The organism is Streptomyces sp. NPDC007205 (assembly GCF_040634095.1).
In the GTDB taxonomy this organism is placed as follows: Bacteria; Actinomycetota; Actinomycetes; order Streptomycetales; family Streptomycetaceae; genus Streptomyces.
Genome location: NZ_JBEYEW010000018.1, coordinates 68,629 through 85,420, shown reverse-complemented (window position 1 = coordinate 85,420; position 16,792 = coordinate 68,629). Strand labels below are relative to the sequence as shown.

Here is a 16,792-nt window from a genome sequence, read left to right as displayed (position 1 = left end):
CCTGGGGAGGGACTTCGTGACTCGACCGGTTGCAGTCATCGGGGCCGGGCCGTTCGGCCTGTCCACCGCCGCCCATCTACGGGCGCGCGGCATCCCCGTCCGCGTCTTCGGCGACCCCATGGTCAGCTGGCGCGACCACATGCCCGAGGGCATGATCCTGAAGTCGACGCCCGCCGCCTCCAACCTCAACTGCCCGCAGCCCGGCCACACGCTCGCCGACTACTGCGACGCGGCCGGGATCCGCCGTCTGGTGTCCGACGAGGACATCATCCCGGTGGAGACGTTCATCGCCTACGGCGAGTGGTTCCAGCAGAAGCTGGTCCCCGGCCTGGAGCGGGTGCGGGTCGTCTCCGTGGACCGCGACAAGAGCGGCGGCTTGGAACTGAAGCTGGACTCCGGTGAGACGTTCACCGCGCGCGCCGTCGTCGTCGCCACCGGACTGTCGGGCCTGGCGCACCTCCCGGCGGAGCTGGCGGGGGCCGCGGCCGACGGACCGGCGGCCACGGGCCCGGTCTCGCACAGCTCCCAGCACCACGACCTGAGCCGTTTCGCCGGCAGGGAGCTGATCGTGGTCGGCGCCGGGCAGTCCGCACTGGAGACGGCGGCGCTTGCCGCCGAGGCGGGGGCACGCGTGCGTGTCGTCGCGCGCGGCCGGGGCCGGGTCGCCTTCGGCGCCCCGCCCTGGGACCAGCCGAAGCTGCGCCCCGAGTCCCCGTTCGGCCGGGCATGGTCGCTGTGGGCGTTCAGCTACTACCCGCACCCCTACCGCTATCTGCCCGAGGCCACCCGCCACTTCCTGGTCCGCAGGGTCCTCGGCCCGCTCGGCGCCTGGTGGCTGCGCGAGCGCTTCCAGAGCGCCGTGCTGGTCCAGGACGTGGAGCGGGTCGTGGGCGCCGAGGCGCCGGACGGCACCCCCGTCCTCACCGTCCGCACCCACGGCGGCCGTAGCGAGCGGCTCACCGCCGACCACGTCATCGCCGCCACCGGCTACCGCGTCGACATCGCGGCGATGGACTTCCTCGGCCACGAACTGCGCACCCGGCTCGCCGTGAGCCGTGGCACGCCCAAGCTCGGCCCCGGCTACGTCTCCTCCGTCCCAGGGCTGTATTTCACGGGTCTGCCGGCGGCGGCGTCGTACGGCCCCGTGATGCGCTTCGTCTGCGGTACGGAGTTCGCCTCTCCGCGCCTGACGAAACACCTCGCGGCGACCCACGGCTGAAGCCTCCGGGAAGACGGCGGCACGGGCCTGCCGGCGGCGTCGCTCCAGGGCGTCCGGCAGGACGGGGTGCCGCAGGAGCGGGTGGAGATCGTCGGGCTCCGGGCCGGCCGAGCGGAGGACCCGGCGAAGTCGCCGACCACTACGACGAGAAGCAGGTGGCGCGTGCGTACCTCCACCGAGGAGGTGGTGCGCACCACTTGGGGCTGACCAGTACGCAAGTACGCAGGACGACAAGATGAGTCGGCGAGGCGAGGTATCCGTATTCTCTGATCATGGCAGCCTCCCCCGCGTACGCTCTGATCGCCACCGACCTGGACGGAACGCTGCTGCGCGGCGACGACACGGTCTCCGACCGGTCGCTCGCCGCGCTCGCGCGGGCGGCGCGGGCCGGAGTCCGGCACCTGGTGGTGACGGGCCGCCCGGCCCCGCGGGTACGGCCTCTGCTCGAACACCTCGGCTGCACGGGGCTCGCGGTGTGCGGGCAGGGCGCGCAGGTCTACGACGCCGTGTCCGGCCGTCTGTTGTGGTCGGTCCGGCTGGACCGGGAACTGGCCGAGACCGCGCTCGGCAAGATCGAGGCTGAGGTGGGGCAGGTCTACGCGGCCGTGGACCAGGACGGTGTCGACGGGCTCACGCTCATCGAGCCCGGCTATCTGATGCCGCACCCGACCCTGCCCGCGGTAAGGGTCGGCCGGCGCGACGACCTGTGGTGCGAGCCCATCAGCAAGGTGCTGTTGCGCCATGCCGACCTGTCCGACGACGAGTTGGCGGCGGTCGCGCGCGCGGTGGTGGGCTCACTGGCGACGGTCACCATGTCGGGGCCGGGAACCGTGGAGCTGCAGCCGTCCGGGGTGACCAAGGCGACCGGCCTCGCGCTGGCCGCCGAGCGGCTCGGGATCGCCGCAAGGGAGGCTCTGGCGTTCGGCGACATGCCGAACGACATCCCGATGTTCGACTGGGCCGGACACGGGGTCGCCATGGCCAACGCGCACCCCGAACTCAAGGCGGTGGCCGACGAGATCACCCTGTCGAACGAGGACGACGGCATCGCCGTCGTCCTCGAACGACTGTTTCCGGCCGGCTGACCGGCACCGACCGACTGACCGGCCTATCAGTAGGTGTCTGTCCTGCCGGTCCGCGGAGCTGTCAGTACGCGCCGAAGACGTTGTCGATCGACCCGTACCGCTTGGCCGCGTAGTTGCAGGCGGCGGTGATGTTCGCGACCGGGTCGTAGATGTTGAAGGACGTTCCGGCCACGTGGTACGCGTTGAACGTCGGGTCGATGACCTGGAGCAGGCCCTTGGACGGGATGCCCGCGGCGGCGTTGGAGTCCCACAGGTTGATGGCGCTGGGGTTGCCGGAGGACTCCCGCATGACGTTGCGGTAGATGCCGTTGTAGCTGCCGGGGATGCCCTTCTGGGCCATGATCGCGAGGGACTCGCGGATCCAGCCGTCGAGGGTGTTCGGGTAACCGGCGGGGGTGGTGGAGACCGTGGTGGCGGCCGGGGTCGCTGCGGAGGCGCTGGTCGCCCCGATGAGCGGCAGGGCGAGGACGGCGGCACCGGTGCCGGCGGCGGCGAGGGCGCGGACGAGGCGGTTGTTCCGGGTACGGCGGTGCTGAGCGGCAGCAGGCATGGGGAAGTTCCTCTCCGACGCCTGCGAGGTGAGCTGTCGGGTTCGGGCGGGGAGGTGCCCGGCCGTGCCCGGGAAGGCACGGCTTCACCCCAAGCCGTTCCGGTGCGACGTGTGCCGTCCGGTCCGGCGAGTTACCTGGGTCCCCCGCTCCTGCCATAGGAATGAGTCCGTGGATGGTTATGCGGGCGGTGGCAGGATTCGGCGTCCGCCCGACGGCCCGGAACGTATGCGAGAGCACATGTCGGGAACAAGTACCGGATTCACACAACGTCCTATTTGACCTTGATCTATGCCCTATGAGGTGCTTGATCCTTTGCGGTTGCCAAGCCTCAACTCGCCAGCGGGGCAAGGGGGCAAGGGGGGATCGGCGGGGGTGGGGTGCCGGTGGACGCCAGTGACTCAACTCACGAAATGACAAAGTACTTCAAGTCGGACATGGGGGATTCGAGTGGGTCGGCTGGATGGCGGAACCCGTGACCCGGCACCCGTCGTCGCCCTGGGGGCGCAGGCGTTGCTGCGCTCGCCTCTCGACTCGCCCCTTCAGTCATGACAAAGCGGACAGAGTTCTGTTAAGTCGATAAATATACGTTCATTTCACATGATCAAAAACATTCCGGTCCTGACCTGATACCTCCCAGGCTGGACCGGTGGGCGCTATCGGTGATCGAAAGAGGACCGGATACGCTGACGAGTGATGGCAGCGACCTATCGACAAACCGTGTAATCGCCAGCAGACACCAGCAGACAGGAGACCCCTCGTGACCGTCGTCGGGCCGTTCGGGCTGAGCGTGCGGGACCAGGCTCTGGAAGCCGATGTCCAGGCCGGATTGACGGCTGTCGAGGAAGGCTTGCTCGAGGCCACCAAGAGCGAGGTGCCGTTCATCACGGGGGCCGCGCAGCACCTCGTGCGGGCCGGCGGGAAGCGGTTCAGGCCGCTGCTCGTGATGCTCGCGGCCCAGTTCGGCGACCCCTATGCGCCGGGAGTCGTGCCGTCGGCCGTGGTCGTGGAGCTGACCCACCTGGCCACGCTGTACCACGACGACGTCATGGACGAGGCGGCCGTACGGCGTGGCGTGGACAGCGCCAACACGCGCTGGGGCAACTCGGTCGCGGTCCTCACCGGCGACTTCCTCTTCGCCCGGGCCTCCCAGATCCTTGCCGACCTCGGTCCCGAGGCCGTCCGGGTCCAGGCCCTCGCGTTCGAGCGGCTGGTCACGGGTCAGATCCTGGAGACCGCCGGTCCCTCCGACGGCCGCGACCCGGTCGAGCACTACCTGGACGTGCTCGGCGGCAAGACGGGCTCGCTGGTGGCGGTGTCGTGCCGGTTCGGCGCGATGATGTCCGGCGCCGACGAGACGGTCGTCGACGTGCTCACCCAGTACGGCGAGCGGCTCGGCGTCGCCTTCCAGCTCGCCGACGACGTCCTGGACATCGCCTCCGACTCGCACGAGTCCGGCAAGACCCCCGGCACCGACCTGCGCGAGGGCATTCCGACGCTCCCGGTGCTGCGGCTGCGCGAGCGGGCGGCCCGGCTGGCGCTGCCCGAGGACATCGCGCTGTGCCGGCTGCTGGACTCCGACCTCAGCGACGACGCCCGGCACGCCGAGGCGCTGGCCGCGCTGCGCGCCCACCCCGCGCTGGAGCAGGCCCGTCGGGACACCATCCGGTATGCGGAGGAGGCTCGCGCCGCGCTGGCGCCGCTGCGGGAGTGCGACGCCAAGGCGGCGCTGATGGAGCTGTGCGACGCGGTGGTGCACCGCGCCGGCTGACCCCGGCCGTCCGCGCGAGCCACGCCGCGCGGCAGCGACCGGCCGTACGGCCCCTGTGCGACCCGTACGGCCCAGCGGCACGGCCTGGTGCGATACCCAACCCGCAGACGTCCGTGCCCCCGTACGGCCCCCTCCGTTCCGGTGAGACCCCTACGGGTCGGGGGAGCCGCTGCCCCTACGTGTCATACCGCAGGCGTACACGGAGTTGGCTCCGTGGTCTGACGCTTCTTCATGGCCGATTTGGTGAGATGGACACCACGGACATCACCACTCCTCACCGATTCGGGTGAGAATGGCGGCTCTGGTGGACCAACGTGAGGACAGCCGCCGCCGACGACGGAGGTAAGGCACACATGGCACCGTACGAAACCGACGACGCGGTGGACGCCGCGCAGGAGGAAGCTCCGCGCGGCGGACGCCGCAAGGCCGCCCGCTACGCGGTCCCGGTCGCGGTGGTGGGGGTGGCGGCGGCCACGATCGGGCTGGTCCCGGCGCTCGCCGCCTCCGGTGACCCCGACCTGCCCAGGATCACCGCACAACAGCTCATCGAGAAGATCGCCAAGTCGGACGTGCAGCAGCTGTCCGGCACCGTGCGGACCAGCACCGACCTCGGCCTGCCCAACCTGGGCGGCCTGGAGAACAGCCTGGCCTCGGGGGCGGCCAGGGGCTCCGGCGGCGGCTCCTCCGCCGACCCGCAGTCCCGGCTCACCTCGCTGGTCTCCGGCACGCACACGCTGCGCGTCGCCGCGGACGGCCCGCAGAAGCAGAAGCTGTCGCTGCTGGAGAGCGGCTCCGAGTACAGCCTCATCCACAACGGCACGGACGTGTGGGGCTACGACAGCAGGAGCAACGAGGTCTACCACGGCACCTCGGCCGACTCCGGCAAAGACCACAGGGCCGAGCCCCCGGCCACCCCCAAGGACTTCGCCGACGAGGCGCTGAAGTCGGTGGACGACACCACGTCCGTCACCGTCGACGGCACCGAGCAGGTCGCCGGCCGTGACGCCTACAAGCTGCTGATCAAGCCCCGGCAGTCCGGCACCACGGTCGGCGCGATCAGCATCGCCGTCGACGCGAAGACGGGCATGCCGCTGAAGTTCACGCTGACCCCGAAGAGCGGCGGCGCCGCCGTCCTCGACGCGGGCTTCACGCAGGTCTCCTTCGCGAAGCCGGACGCCTCTACCTTCGCCTTCACCCCGCCCAAGGGCGCGAAGGTGACGGAGGGGAAGAAGGAGAAGAAGGAGCCCGCGGCGCGGCAGCACGCGCCGAAGCCGGGCGAGTTCGGCAAGGGCCTCGGCGGCACCGCCGTCCTCGGCAAGGGCTGGACGTCCATCGCCACCTTCGACACCGGCGCCAAGGGCGGCCTGCCGAACGGCTCCAAGGCCGGTGACCTCGGCGGCTTCCTCGGCTCGCTCGGCGACAAGGTCTCCGGCAAGTTCGGCAAGGGCACCGTCTTCTCCACCCGGCTGGTCAACGCCCTGATCACCGACAACGGCAAGGTCTACGTCGGCACGGTGACCAAGGACGCCCTGGTCAAGGCGGCGAACACGGGAAAGTAGCCCCTTTCGGGCACCACGAGCCGTGACTGCACGTTGACCCTTTCGGGGTCTTTGGGGACTTGGGGGTCGTGGGGTCTTCGAAGGGCAGGACGAATCGAGGGGGAGCCGATGGACGAACCGTCCGCCACGGAGCGGGAGACCGGGGAATCGGGGGACGCGGAGCGGCGTGCCCCGGCCCGGGCGGAGACAGACGTCATCGTCACCCGCGGCCTCACCAAGCGCTACCGCGGCGGACAGCTCGCCGTCGACCGCCTCGACCTGACCGTCCCGGCGGGCAGCGTCTTCGGCTTCCTCGGCCCGAACGGCTCCGGCAAGACCACCACCATCCGCATGCTGATGGGTCTGATCGAGCCGACGGCGGGCACGGCCCGCGTGCTGGGCCGCCCGATGCCCCGGGCGGCCCGTGCCGTCCTCCCGCAGGTCGGCGCGCTCATCGAGGGCCCCGCCCTGTACGGCTTCCTCTCCGGCCGGGAGAACCTGCTGCGCTACGACGCCGCCGACCCGACCGCCGACCCTCGCACCCGGCGCGCCCGCGTCGCCGCCGCCCTGGACCGGGTGGGCCTCACGGCGGCCGCGGGCAAGAAGGCGAAGGCGTACTCGCTCGGCATGAAACAGCGCCTCGGCCTGGCTGCAGCGCTGCTCCAGTCACGCCGGCTGCTGGTCCTGGACGAGCCCACCAACGGCCTGGATCCGCAGGGCATGCGCGAGATCCGCACCCTGATCCGGGAGCTGGCCGCCGACGGCACGACCGTCTTCCTCTCCTCCCACCTTCTGGACGAGATCGAGCAGGTCTGCACCCACGCGGCGGTCATGGCGCGGGGGCGGCTCGTCACCCAGGGCGCGGTGGCCGACCTGGCGGCCGGGGCGCGGGGCCGGCTGGTGGTGACCACCCCGGATCCGGCCGAGGCGGCCCGGGTGCTGAAGGAGCAGGGCGTCGGGGACGTCGTCGCGGACGGCGACCGGGTCGGCGGCGAACCACCCGCACGCGACCTCGCCGAGGTGAACGCGGCCCTGGTCGCGGCGGGGGTGCGGGTCCGGGGCCTCACGGTCGAACGGGCCTCGCTGGAAGACGCGTTCGTGGCGCTGACGGGGGAGGGCTTCGATGTCGCGGGCTGAGACGACTGCGGCGACCGCCGTACGGCGGCCGAGTCCGCTGTGGACGCTCGGGCTGCTGCACAGCGAGCTGGTCACGACCCTCCGGCGCTGGCGCACGCTCGCCCTGCTCGGCGTGCTGACCGCGGTGCCGGTGCTGGTCGGGATCGCGGTGAAGATCCAGACGCGCGGCGGCGGGACGGCGGACCACAGCGGCCAGGGCCCGGCGTTCCTCACCCAGATCACCAACAACGGTCTGTTCCTTGTGTTCACGGCGCTGGCCGCGACGCTGCCGTTCTTCCTGCCGATGGCCGTCGGGGTGGTCGCGGGCGACGCGATAGCCGGCGAGGCGGCGGCGGGCACTCTGCGCTATCTGCTGGTCGCCCCGGCCGGCCGTACGCGGCTGCTGCTCACCAAGTACGCGACTGTGATGGCCTTCTGTCTGCTGGCCACCCTGGTCGTCGCCGTCTCCGCTCTGATCGTCGGCGCGCTGCTCTTCCCGCTGGGCGACCTGACGACCATCTCCGGCACCCGGATCAGCTTCGCCGAGGGCCTCGGCAGGGCCCTGCTGATCGCACTGGTGGTCGCCGCCTCACTGGTCGGCGTGGCGGCGCTGGGTCTGTTCATGTCGACGCTCACGGGCAGCGGCATCGCGGCGATGGCGACCACCGTCGGCCTGCTCATCACCGTCCAGATCTTGGACCAGATACCCCAGCTGCACGCGCTGCAGCCGTACTTCTTCCCGCACTACTGGCTGTCCTTCGCCGACCTGATGCGTGACCCCGTCTACTGGGACGACCTGGAGAAGAACCTCGGCCTGCAGGCGCTGTACGCGGCGGTGTTCGGCTCGGCGGCCTGGGCGCGGTTCACGACGAAGGACATCAGTGCGTAGGGCCTAGCCGACGGCCTTCTCGTACGGGAAGCGGGCGAGGGGCGCGTCCTGGGCGAAGAAGGTCTTCGCGCGTGTCAGCGCCTCGGTGTCCTTCAGTACGTCGCCGGGCGCGCTGCCGTTGCCCAGCAGCACCCCGCCGAACCGCATCCCCATGTAGGCGGCCGAGTTGTTGAGTGTGCCGACGTACGGGTCGGCGACGGACGGCTCGTCGTGCGCCAGCGCCGCGATGCCCCAGAGTGTGCGGCCGGTCAGGGCCGCCCTGAAGTCGAGGCCCGGGGTGCGCAGCCAGCCGGACCAGTGGTCCAGATAGCGCTTGGTGAGACCGGACACCGAGTACCAGTACAACGGCGACGCGATCACGATGTCGGTGGCCGCGAGCGTGGCGTCCAGCAGCAGACCGTTGGTTCTGTCCGACGGCGGCCGTACGTGGCCGCTGTCGTGCCGCAGGTCCGTGAAGTCGGGGAGCGGGTGCTCGGCCAGCCGTATCCAGCGCTGTTCGACGTCACCGGGCAGCTGCTCGGCGGCCCTGCGGGCCAGCAGCTCGGTGTTGCCCTCGGCGCGGGAGCTGCCCAGGACGAAGAGGAAGCGGCGGCTCATGGATCCCCCAGATGAATGCTGCAGTACGACGATTAGAAGCATGTGCATTTTATGCATACGCAAGCAGTTAGGTCCAGGGCGCGGCTGGTGCGAGGCTGTGACGCTGCGGTGACGCGGAATTCGAGGGAAACCGACACACTGGTCGACAGGACGCGTACGACCGGATCGCGACGCCGGGGGAGTGAGGGAAAAACCGATGGCCCGACTCAGCTTCGAGAAGAAGCGGGTGCAGCAGCCCGCGGCGCATCCGGCGGTGGTGGCCGTGCGGGTGTTCGGCGCGGCAAGCGCGTCGGTGGGTGGGACGTCGGTGGTGGCGGCGCCGGGCGAGGAGATCCAGCAGACCGTCCTCAACCACCTCCAGCGCCTGGCCATCAGCCTCGGCGCCCCGATACGCGCCACCATCCACGACGACCGCGCGGGCTGCGTGGTTCCCCTGGAGGTCTCGGCGGACGGCTCCAGCCGGGTCACGGGACGGGCGGTACGGGTGGCTGCGCCGAGCGGGCCAGGCGGGTCGGGCGGGCCGCGCCCGGCGGACGGGGCGTCACCGGCGGCCGTTGTCGCGCAGAGTGGGCCGCGCCCGGCGGACGGGGCGTCACCGGCGGCCGTTGTCGCGCAGAGTGGGCCGCGCTCGGCCGACGTGGCGTCACCGGCGGGCGTGGCTGTGGTGGACGGCCCGCGGGACGTGCCCGGCGTGCCCCAGCCGGACCCCGTGCCGGCCGGCACGGCGCAGGCGCCGACGGGACAGTTCGGTCCCGCACCGGTCATGCCCGTCAGGGAAGTGCCGGTGCCCGTCGCCGACGCCTCGGAGCCCGATCCCGAGCCCACGCCCGCGGCCTACGTCGCCCCGGCCCCGACCGCAACGGCCCCCGCCCCTGCGGCCCTGGCTTCCGTGTCCTCCGTCGCCCCGGCCCCGACCGCAACGGCCCCCGCCCCTGCGGCCCCGGCTTCCGTGTCCTCCGTCGCCCCGGCCCCGACCGCAACGGCCCCCGCCCCTGCGGCCCCGGCTTCCGTGTCCTCCGGCCCCACGGCTCCGACCGCAACGGCCCCCGCCCCTGCGGCCCCGGCCTCCGCCTCCGCGGCCTTGGCCTCCATGGCCTCTGCTCTCACGGCCTCCGTCTCCGAACCCGCGCCGACCCACACCCCCGCCCGGGGCTTCGACGCTGTCGCCGAGGAGGTGCTCAGGGACGAGCCCGTGACCGAGACCGCGGAGGGGGCCGAGTTGCTCACCGAGCCGATGACGCGGATCAACGAGGCCGTCCGGGACGGCCGTATCGAGGCGGCGGCGGAACTCGCCGACCGTACGGTCGCGGAGGCGTCCGCCGTGCTGGGCCCCCGCCATGCCGAGGTGCTGCACCTGCGTGAACTGTCGGCCTACATCGCCTACTTGGCGGGTGATCCGGTCCGTGCCTTCCAGCTGTCCCTGGACCTCGCCCGGCTGCGCCGGCAGGCGCGGGACGCGGAGGCCGCCTACGGCAACGTGCAGAGCGCGGCGACCGCCTGGCGTGCGGTGCGCGACCCGGAGGAGGGGCTGCGGCTGGGCCGGGACCTGATCGACCTGTGGGCGGAGCTCAGCACCGAGCCGGGTCCCGCCGCCGACGACCCGCGCCCGCTGGAGTCCGCCCGCGCCCGCATGGTGCGCCTCACCGACCGGGCGGCCCGCGCGGCCCAGGCCTGACGACTGCCCGATCCGGACGCCCGTCCCTGGCCCCTGCCGTCGGCCCGGACATGACGCAGCCTCCAGGCCTGACGTCAGCCCGGCCGTGACGCCCGTCCAGGCGGGGCGCCCCGCCCGTACCGGATGAGCGTCCAGGCGGGGCGCCCGTCCCCGGGCCCGACAGCCGGCCAGGCCGGACCGGTCCCGGCGGCAGCGCTACTGCACGCAGAACTCGTTGCCCTCCGGGTCCGTCATCTGCACCCATTCGCCGGCGGGCTCCTTCACCTCGCGCAGCACCTGGGCGCCCAGCGCCCGCAGGCGTGCCACCTCGTGCGCGCGCAGGCCGGCGGCGGCGTGCAGGTCGATGTGGAGCCGGTTCTTGACGGTCTTCGGTTCCGGTACGCGCTGGAACAGCAGTCGCCGTCCGAGTCCCGTGCCGGTCTCCGGGTCGTACGGGTCGTCGGGGTGCCGTACGGCGATCAGGTCACGGAAGGCGGGGCGGCCGTGGTACTCGACGGTGGCCTCCCCGGGCAGCGCGCCGAGGGACAGCAGCCGTTCGACGAGGGCGCTGTTGTCCTCGGCCGTGTAGTGCAGTGCGGCGGCCCAGAAGTCGGCCTGGGCGTGCGGGTCGGCCGCGTCGATCACGAGTTTCCAGTGCAGCGGGGCGGGGGCCTCGGTGGGCGGCTGAGTCGACATGCTCACCACTTATAGCGCGGAGCACCGACATCGGCGGCGTACACGGGAGCCGAAGCCCCACGGAAGCCACACCCATGCCCCCGGTTCACGCATCCACAGGCGCGGAGTCCGGCGTGTCCACCCGGGACACCCCGAGTGGCTCCCTCGGCCTCCGCGCCCAGCGCAGCGCGTCGCCCGTGAGCAGCATCAGGGCCAGCCAGACCAGGGCGAATCCGGCCCAGCGCTCGGGCGGCATGGCCTCGTGGAAGTAGAGGATTCCGCACAGGAACTGGAAGACGGGGGCCAGGTACTGCAGCAGGCCCAGCGTGGACAGGGGCACGCGGATCGCCGCCGCGCCGAAGCAGACCAGCGGCAGCGCGGTGACGACGCCGGTGGAGGCGAGCAGGGCGGCGTGTCCGGCGCCGTCGTCCAGGAAGCTCGCGTCGCCGTGCGCGCCGAGCCACAGCAGATAGCCGAGCGCGGGCAGGAACTGGATCGCGGTCTCGGCGGCCAGTGACTCCAGGCCGCCGAGGGCCACCTTCTTCTTGACCAGGCCGTAGGTGGCGAAGGTGACCGCGAGGACGAGCGAGATCCACGGCGGGCGGCCGTAGCCGACCGTCAGGACGACGACGGCGGCGACGCCGGTCGCGACCGCCGCCCACTGCACGGGCCGCAGCCGCTCCTTCAGCAGCAGCACGCCCATCGCGATGGTCACCAGCGGGTTGATGAAGTACCCGAGGGAGGCCTCGACCACATGGCCGGAGTTCACGGACCAGATGTAGACGCCCCAGTTCACCGTGATGACGGCGGCGGCCACGGCGATGAGCCCGAGCCGGCGCGGCTGGCGCAGCAGCTGTCCGGCCCACGCCCAGCGCCGTACGAAGAGCAGGGCGACGGCGACGACGACCAGGGACCACACCATGCGGTGGGCGAGGATCTCCACCGCCCCGGCGGGTTTCAGCAGCGGCCAGAACAGGGGCACCAGGCCCCACATGCCATAGGCCGCGAAGCCGTTCAGCAGTCCTGTCCGGTGCTCACCCCTGGACTTCCCGGTCACGGGCCCCTCCCTCTCACATCCGGCACGCGAGAACGAAGGTAGCGCCGAGCACCCCTGCCTGTCATGGCCGTATCCCCATACGGTCATGACAGGCAGGGGCGCTGCCGGATCGCTCAGCCCTTGAGCGCGGCGGTGACCGCCTCCGCCAGCGGGGTGGCGGGACGGCCGATCAGCCGCGACAGGTCCCCGGAGGAGACCACCAGCTCGCCCTTCTCGATCGAGGCGTCCACGCCGGCCAGGACCGCGGCCAGCGGGCCGGGCAGCCCGGCGCCGGCCAGGATGCCGGTGAAGGCCTCGACGGAGACCGGGGTGTAGGCGATCTCCCTGCCGGTCTGCCGGCTCAGCTCGGCCGCGTACTCGGCGAAGCTCCACGCCTCGTCGCCGCCCAGCTCGTACGTCGTGTTCTCGTGGCCCTCGCCGGTCAGCACCGCGACCGCGGCGGCGGCGTAGTCGGCACGGGCGGCCGAGGAGACGCGGCCCTCGCCCGCGGCCTGGACGACCGCGCCGTGCTCCAGCACCGGGGCCAGGTTCTCGGTGTAGTTCTCGTGGTACCAGCCGTTGCGCAGCAGGGTGTACGGCAGGCCGGAGGCGAGCAGTGCCTGCTCGGTGGCGCGGTGGTCGTCCGCCAGCGCCGCGGTGAGGGTGCCGGGAGCGCTGGTGTACGCGAGCAGCGCCACACCGGCCGCCTTCGCGGCGTCGATGACGACCTGGTGCTGCTGTACCCGTCCCTTGTCGAACTCGTTGCCGGAGATCAGCAGGACCTTGTCACCGGCGGCGAACAGGCCGTCGAAGGTCTCGGGCGCGTTGTAGTCGGCGACGGCCGGCTTCACCCCGCGGGCCGTGAAATCGGCGGCTTTCGCCTGGTCGCGTACGACGGCGGTGATCTGCTCCGCCGGAACCTTCTCCAGCAGCTGCTCCACGACGTGCCGGCCGAGGTGTCCGGTGGCTCCGGTGACGACGATGCTCATGGTGGGGAACTCCTTGGGGTGCCGTGTGTCTGTGTATGACACTCACCCTAGGATGGGCGCTAACTAAGCGAAAGTACCCACTTTGAAGTAAGGTACTACCGTGTCGGTAAGTGAGTGGAAGGGCGGCGGCGAGGCCATGTGCCCCCATCGTCTGGTCCTGGAGCACGTCACCAGCCGCTGGGGCGTGCTGGTGCTGATCCAGCTTCTCGACCGCCCGTATCGGTTCAGCGAACTGCGCCGGGCGATCAGCGGTATCGGCGGGCGTGGCGTCAGCGAGAAGATGCTCACGCAGACCCTCCAGACCCTGGAGCGCGACGGCCTCGTCCACCGGGACGCCAAGCCCGTCATCCCACCGCGCGTCGACTACTCCCTGACCGAGCTCGGCCGCGAGGCGGCGGAGCAGGTGCGGGCGCTGGCGCAGTGGACCCAGCGGCGCATGGACGACGTGCTCGACGCCCGCCGGGCATACGACGAGGCCCGGGAAATCCAGTCCCGGGCCTCGTCACACTCGTAACCGCGAACAGCAGGGTCAGCCGACGACCGTCCAGGTGTCCCCGCCGGCCAGCAGCGCGGCCAGGTCGCCCTTGCCCTTCTGCTCGATCGCGGTGTCCAGCTGGTCGGCCATCGCCATGTCGTAGACGGGCCGTTCGACCGAGCGGAAGACGCCGATCGGGGTGTGGTGCAGGGTGTCGGGGTCGGCGAGCCGGGAGAGCGCGAAGGCGGTGGTCGGCGACGCGGCGTGCGCGTCGTGGACCAGGATGTCCGCCTCGTTGTCCGCCGTCACGGTGACGACCTCCAGGTCACCGGTGGCCCGGTTGCGTACGACACCGCGCGCGCCGTCGGCCCCGAAGCGGATCGGCTGCCCGTGCTCCAGGCGGATCAGGGCCTCCTCGGCCTGCTGCTTGTCCTTCAGGGCGTCGAAGGCGCCGTCGTTGAAGATGTTGCAGTTCTGGTAGATCTCGATGAGGGCCGTGCCGGGATGGTCGGCGGCCGCGCGCAGCACCTCCGTCAGATGCTTGCGGTCGGAGTCGATGGTGCGGGCCACGAAGGACGCCTCCGCGCCGATCGCCAGCGACACCGGGTTGAACGGCGCGTCCAGCGAGCCCATCGGCGTCGACTTGGTGATCTTGCCGAGCTCGGAGGTCGGCGAGTACTGGCCCTTGGTGAGGCCGTAGATCCGGTTGTTGAACAGCAGGATCTTCAGGTTCACATTGCGGCGCAGGGCGTGGATCAGGTGGTTGCCGCCGATGGACAGGGCGTCGCCGTCACCGGTGACCACCCACACCGACAGGTCCCGCCTGCTCGTGGCCAGACCGGTCGCGATCGCCGGGGCACGGCCGTGGATGGAGTGCATCCCGTAGGTGTTCATGTAGTACGGGAAGCGGGAGGAGCAGCCGATGCCGGAGACGAAGACGATGTTCTCCTTGGCCAGCCCCAGCTCCGGCATGAAGCCCTGCACGGCCGCGAGGATCGCGTAGTCACCGCAGCCCGGGCACCAGCGCACCTCCTGGTCCGACTTGAAGTCCTTCATCGACTGCTTGGCCTCGGCCTTGGGGACCAGCTGCAGCAGTCCGTTGCCGGCGTCAGTCATCGATGGCCTCCTTCAGAGCCGTGGCGAGCTGTTCCGCCTTGAACGGCATGCCGTTGACCTGGTTGTAGGAGTGGGCGTCGACCAGGTACTTCGCCCGGATCAGGGTGGCGAGCTGCCCGAGGTTCATCTCGGGGACCACCACCTTGTCGTACTGCTGGAGCACCTTTCCGAGATTGCGCGGGAAGGGGTTGAGGTGGCGCAGATGTGCCTGCGCGATGGACTCGCCGGCCGCGCGCAGCCGTCGTACCGCCGCCGTGATCGGGCCGTAGGTGGAGCCCCAGCCCAGGACCAGGGTCCTGGCGCCGTGCGGGTCGTCGACCTCGATGTCCGGGACCTCGATGCCGTCGACCTTGGCCTGCCGGGTGCGGACCATGAAGTCGTGGTTGGCCGGGTCGTAGGAGATGTTGCCCGTGCCGTCCTGCTTCTCGATGCCGCCGATGCGGTGCTCCAGACCCGGCGTGCCCGGGATCGCCCACGGCCGGGCGAGGGTCTTGGGGTCCCGCTTGTACGGCCAGAAGACCTCGGTGCCGTCGGCAAGGGTGTGGTTCGGTCCGGAGGCGAACTGGACTCTGAGGTCCGGCAGCTCGTCCAGGTCCGGGATCCGCCATGGCTCGGAGCCGTTGGCCAGGTAGCCGTCGGACAGCAGCATCACCGGGGTGCGGTACGTCAGCGCGATCCGGGCCGCCTCCAGCGCGGCGTCGAAGCAGTCCGCCGGGGTCTGGGGCGCCACGACCGGCACCGGCGCCTCGCCGTTGCGGCCGAACATCGCCTGCAGCAGGTCCGCCTGCTCGGTCTTGGTCGGCAGACCCGTGGACGGGCCGCCGCGCTGGATGTCGACGACCAGCAGCGGCAGCTCCAGCGAGACCGCGAGGGCGATCGTCTCGCTCTTCAGCGCGACACCGGGACCGGACGTCGTCGTGACCGCGAGGGAACCGCCGAAGGCCGCACCCAGCGCCGCGCCGATGCCCGCGATCTCGTCCTCGGCCTGGAAGGTGCGCACGCCGAAGTTCTTGTGCTTGCTCAGCTCGTGCAGGATGTCCGAGGCCGGCGTGATCGGGTACGAACCGAGGAACAGCGGCAGGTCCGCCTGCTGAGAGGCCGTGACCAGGCCGTAGGCCAGGGCGAGGTTGCCGGAGATGTTGCGGTAGGTGCCGACCGGGAAGGCCTTGGCGGCCGGGGCGACCTCGTAGGAGACCGCGAAGTCCTCCGTCGTCTCGCCGAAGTTCCAGCCCGCCCGGAACGCGGCGATGTTCGCCTCCGCGATGTCCGGCTTCTTGGCGAACTTCGACTTCAGGAACTTCTCGGTGCCCTCGGTGGGCCGGTGGTACATCCAGGACAGCAGACCCAGCGCGAACATGTTCTTGCTGCGCTCGGCCTCCTTGCGGGAGAGGGCGAACTCCTTGAGCGCCTCCACCGTGAGGGTGGTCAGCGGCACCGGGTGGAGGTTGTAGCCGTCCAGCGAGCCGTCCTGGAGCGGGTCGGTGTCGTAGCCGACCTTCTGCAGGGCACGCTTGGTGAACTCGTCCGTGTTGACGATGATCTCGGCGCCGCGGGGCAGATCGCCGACGTTCGCCTTCAGCGCGGCCGGGTTCATCGCCACGAGCACGTTCGGCGCGTCCCCGGGGGTGAGGATGTCGTGGTCGGCGAAGTGCAGCTGGAAGCTGGAGACGCCGGGCAGGGTGCCGGCGGGGGCGCGGATCTCGGCAGGGAAGTTGGGGAGGGTGGAGAGGTCGTTGCCGAAGGACGCGGTCTCCGAGGTGAAGCGGTCACCGGTGAGCTGCATACCGTCACCCGAGTCCCCCGCGAACCGGATGATCACCCGGTCCAGGCGCCGCACGTCCTTCGCTCCGCCCGGTTTGCGCTGCTCTCCCACGACGGTTCCGTCGGTGTGCTCCGCTGGGCTGCTGACCTGGCTGGTCACTGAACTGGACCTCCTTCGAGGCGGCTGTCCGTCGGGTGGTCGTCCCACGGACCATCCCAGGATCAACCCTACGTCGGTTAGGGTCGCCTTCCCGAGGCCATCCGAAGATTGGACGGCGTTTCGAGACGGCCTGTTGGCGCTGCTACTCACTCTCCCGCATGAT

The 16,792-nt window shown here is 71.2% G+C and carries 15 protein-coding genes and 1 riboswitch; of the genes, 8 read left to right on the top strand and 7 right to left on the bottom strand.

From position 1 onward, the window contains the following. Positions 1-16 precede the first annotated feature (16 nt). Positions 17-1,219 (top strand): FAD-dependent oxidoreductase, encoded by a 1,203-nt coding sequence (locus tag ABZ624_RS26955; RefSeq protein WP_360094028.1) that lies wholly within the window; start codon positions 17-19, stop codon positions 1,217-1,219. A gap of 272 nt (positions 1,220-1,491) precedes the next feature. Continuing rightward, positions 1,492-2,304: an HAD family hydrolase gene (locus ABZ624_RS26950; RefSeq protein WP_360094025.1), complete on the top strand. Its 813-nt coding sequence runs from the start codon at positions 1,492-1,494 to the stop codon at positions 2,302-2,304. Between the two features lie 61 nt (positions 2,305-2,365). Here the strand turns inward: ABZ624_RS26950 and ABZ624_RS26945 are convergent, their stop codons facing one another. After that, positions 2,366-2,854, bottom strand: coding sequence for a transglycosylase SLT domain-containing protein (locus tag ABZ624_RS26945; RefSeq protein ID WP_360094022.1), 489 nt, complete (start codon positions 2,852-2,854; stop codon positions 2,366-2,368). A 5-nt stretch (positions 2,855-2,859) separates the two neighbouring features. Further along, positions 2,860-3,032: riboswitch (cyclic di-AMP (ydaO/yuaA leader) on the bottom strand. Positions 3,033-3,612: 580 nt separating this feature from the next. On the opposite strand from ABZ624_RS26945, the gene ABZ624_RS26940 reads away from it, so the two are divergent. The 4 genes from ABZ624_RS26940 (at position 3,613) to ABZ624_RS26925 (ending at position 8,166) form a co-directional block, all read left to right on the top strand. Continuing rightward, positions 3,613-4,623, top strand: a complete 1,011-nt coding sequence (locus ABZ624_RS26940; RefSeq protein ID WP_360094019.1) for a polyprenyl synthetase family protein — start codon at positions 3,613-3,615, stop codon at positions 4,621-4,623. Between the two features lie 353 nt (positions 4,624-4,976). Beyond that, positions 4,977-6,182, top strand: coding sequence for a DUF2092 domain-containing protein (locus tag ABZ624_RS26935; protein ID WP_360094016.1), 1,206 nt, complete (start codon positions 4,977-4,979; stop codon positions 6,180-6,182). Between the two features lie 108 nt (positions 6,183-6,290). Then, positions 6,291-7,298 carry an ABC transporter ATP-binding protein gene (locus ABZ624_RS26930; RefSeq protein WP_360094013.1) on the top strand — a complete coding sequence of 336 codons (1,008 nt, stop codon included), beginning with the start codon at positions 6,291-6,293 and terminating at the stop codon, positions 7,296-7,298. Then, entirely contained in the window at positions 7,285-8,166 is an 882-nt protein-coding gene (locus ABZ624_RS26925) for an ABC transporter permease (protein ID WP_360094010.1), read from the top strand. Before ABZ624_RS26930 ends, ABZ624_RS26925 begins: the two co-directional genes overlap by 14 nt. Positions 8,167-8,169: 3 nt before the next feature. Here the strand turns inward: ABZ624_RS26925 and ABZ624_RS26920 are convergent, their stop codons facing one another. Further along, positions 8,170-8,763, bottom strand: a complete 594-nt coding sequence (locus ABZ624_RS26920) for an NAD(P)H-dependent oxidoreductase (protein ID WP_360094007.1) — start codon at positions 8,761-8,763, stop codon at positions 8,170-8,172. Between the two features lie 196 nt (positions 8,764-8,959). On the opposite strand from ABZ624_RS26920, the gene ABZ624_RS26915 reads away from it, so the two are divergent. Beyond that, positions 8,960-10,438 carry a tetratricopeptide repeat protein gene (locus ABZ624_RS26915; RefSeq protein WP_360094004.1) on the top strand — a complete coding sequence of 493 codons (1,479 nt, stop codon included), beginning with the start codon at positions 8,960-8,962 and terminating at the stop codon, positions 10,436-10,438. 195 nt (positions 10,439-10,633) lie between these two features. Here the strand turns inward: ABZ624_RS26915 and ABZ624_RS26910 are convergent, their stop codons facing one another. The 3 genes from ABZ624_RS26910 to ABZ624_RS26900 all read right to left on the bottom strand — a co-directional run bounded on the left by ABZ624_RS26910 (position 10,634) and on the right by ABZ624_RS26900 (position 13,117). Further along, positions 10,634-11,113, bottom strand: a complete 480-nt coding sequence (locus ABZ624_RS26910) for a VOC family protein (protein ID WP_360094001.1) — start codon at positions 11,111-11,113, stop codon at positions 10,634-10,636. 85 nt (positions 11,114-11,198) lie between these two features. Next, positions 11,199-12,149, bottom strand: coding sequence for an EamA family transporter RarD (gene rarD, locus ABZ624_RS26905; protein ID WP_360093998.1), 951 nt, complete (start codon positions 12,147-12,149; stop codon positions 11,199-11,201). A gap of 113 nt (positions 12,150-12,262) precedes the next feature. After that, the gene (locus ABZ624_RS26900) at positions 12,263-13,117 is read right to left on the bottom strand and encodes an SDR family oxidoreductase (protein WP_360093995.1); all 855 of its coding nucleotides are present in this window, start codon (positions 13,115-13,117) and stop codon (positions 12,263-12,265) included. A 136-nt stretch (positions 13,118-13,253) separates the two neighbouring features. Between ABZ624_RS26900 and ABZ624_RS26895 the strand changes: the two genes are divergently transcribed. Beyond that, positions 13,254-13,631, top strand: coding sequence for a helix-turn-helix domain-containing protein (locus tag ABZ624_RS26895; RefSeq protein ID WP_360094228.1), 378 nt, complete (start codon positions 13,254-13,256; stop codon positions 13,629-13,631). A gap of 15 nt (positions 13,632-13,646) precedes the next feature. On the opposite strand, the gene ABZ624_RS26890 is transcribed toward ABZ624_RS26895, so the two are convergent. Then, positions 13,647-14,708 carry a 2-oxoacid:ferredoxin oxidoreductase subunit beta gene (locus ABZ624_RS26890; protein WP_360093992.1) on the bottom strand — a complete coding sequence of 354 codons (1,062 nt, stop codon included), beginning with the start codon at positions 14,706-14,708 and terminating at the stop codon, positions 13,647-13,649. After that, on the bottom strand, positions 14,701-16,629 hold the full coding sequence (locus ABZ624_RS26885; RefSeq protein ID WP_360093989.1) for a 2-oxoacid:acceptor oxidoreductase subunit alpha: 1,929 nt from the start codon (positions 16,627-16,629) through the stop codon (positions 14,701-14,703). The genes ABZ624_RS26890 and ABZ624_RS26885 overlap by 8 nt, the downstream gene beginning before the upstream one ends. Between the last annotated feature and the right edge of the window lie 163 nt (positions 16,630-16,792).

Coding starts and splice junctions, on each gene's coding strand:
- ABZ624_RS26950 (WP_360094025.1), top strand. CDS start 1,492: ATGGCAGCCTCCCCCGCGTACGCTCTGATCGCCACCGACCTGGACGGA.
- ABZ624_RS26945 (WP_360094022.1), bottom strand. CDS start 2,854: ATGCCTGCTGCCGCTCAGCACCGCCGTACCCGGAACAACCGCCTCGTC.
- ABZ624_RS26935 (WP_360094016.1), top strand. CDS start 4,977: ATGGCACCGTACGAAACCGACGACGCGGTGGACGCCGCGCAGGAGGAA.
- ABZ624_RS26930 (WP_360094013.1), top strand. CDS start 6,291: ATGGACGAACCGTCCGCCACGGAGCGGGAGACCGGGGAATCGGGGGAC.
- ABZ624_RS26925 (WP_360094010.1), top strand. CDS start 7,285: ATGTCGCGGGCTGAGACGACTGCGGCGACCGCCGTACGGCGGCCGAGT.
- ABZ624_RS26920 (WP_360094007.1), bottom strand. CDS start 8,763: ATGAGCCGCCGCTTCCTCTTCGTCCTGGGCAGCTCCCGCGCCGAGGGC.
- ABZ624_RS26915 (WP_360094004.1), top strand. CDS start 8,960: ATGGCCCGACTCAGCTTCGAGAAGAAGCGGGTGCAGCAGCCCGCGGCG.
- ABZ624_RS26910 (WP_360094001.1), bottom strand. CDS start 11,113: ATGTCGACTCAGCCGCCCACCGAGGCCCCCGCCCCGCTGCACTGGAAA.
- ABZ624_RS26900 (WP_360093995.1), bottom strand. CDS start 13,117: ATGAGCATCGTCGTCACCGGAGCCACCGGACACCTCGGCCGGCACGTC.
- ABZ624_RS26895 (WP_360094228.1), top strand. CDS start 13,254: ATGTGCCCCCATCGTCTGGTCCTGGAGCACGTCACCAGCCGCTGGGGC.
- ABZ624_RS26890 (WP_360093992.1), bottom strand. CDS start 14,708: ATGACTGACGCCGGCAACGGACTGCTGCAGCTGGTCCCCAAGGCCGAG.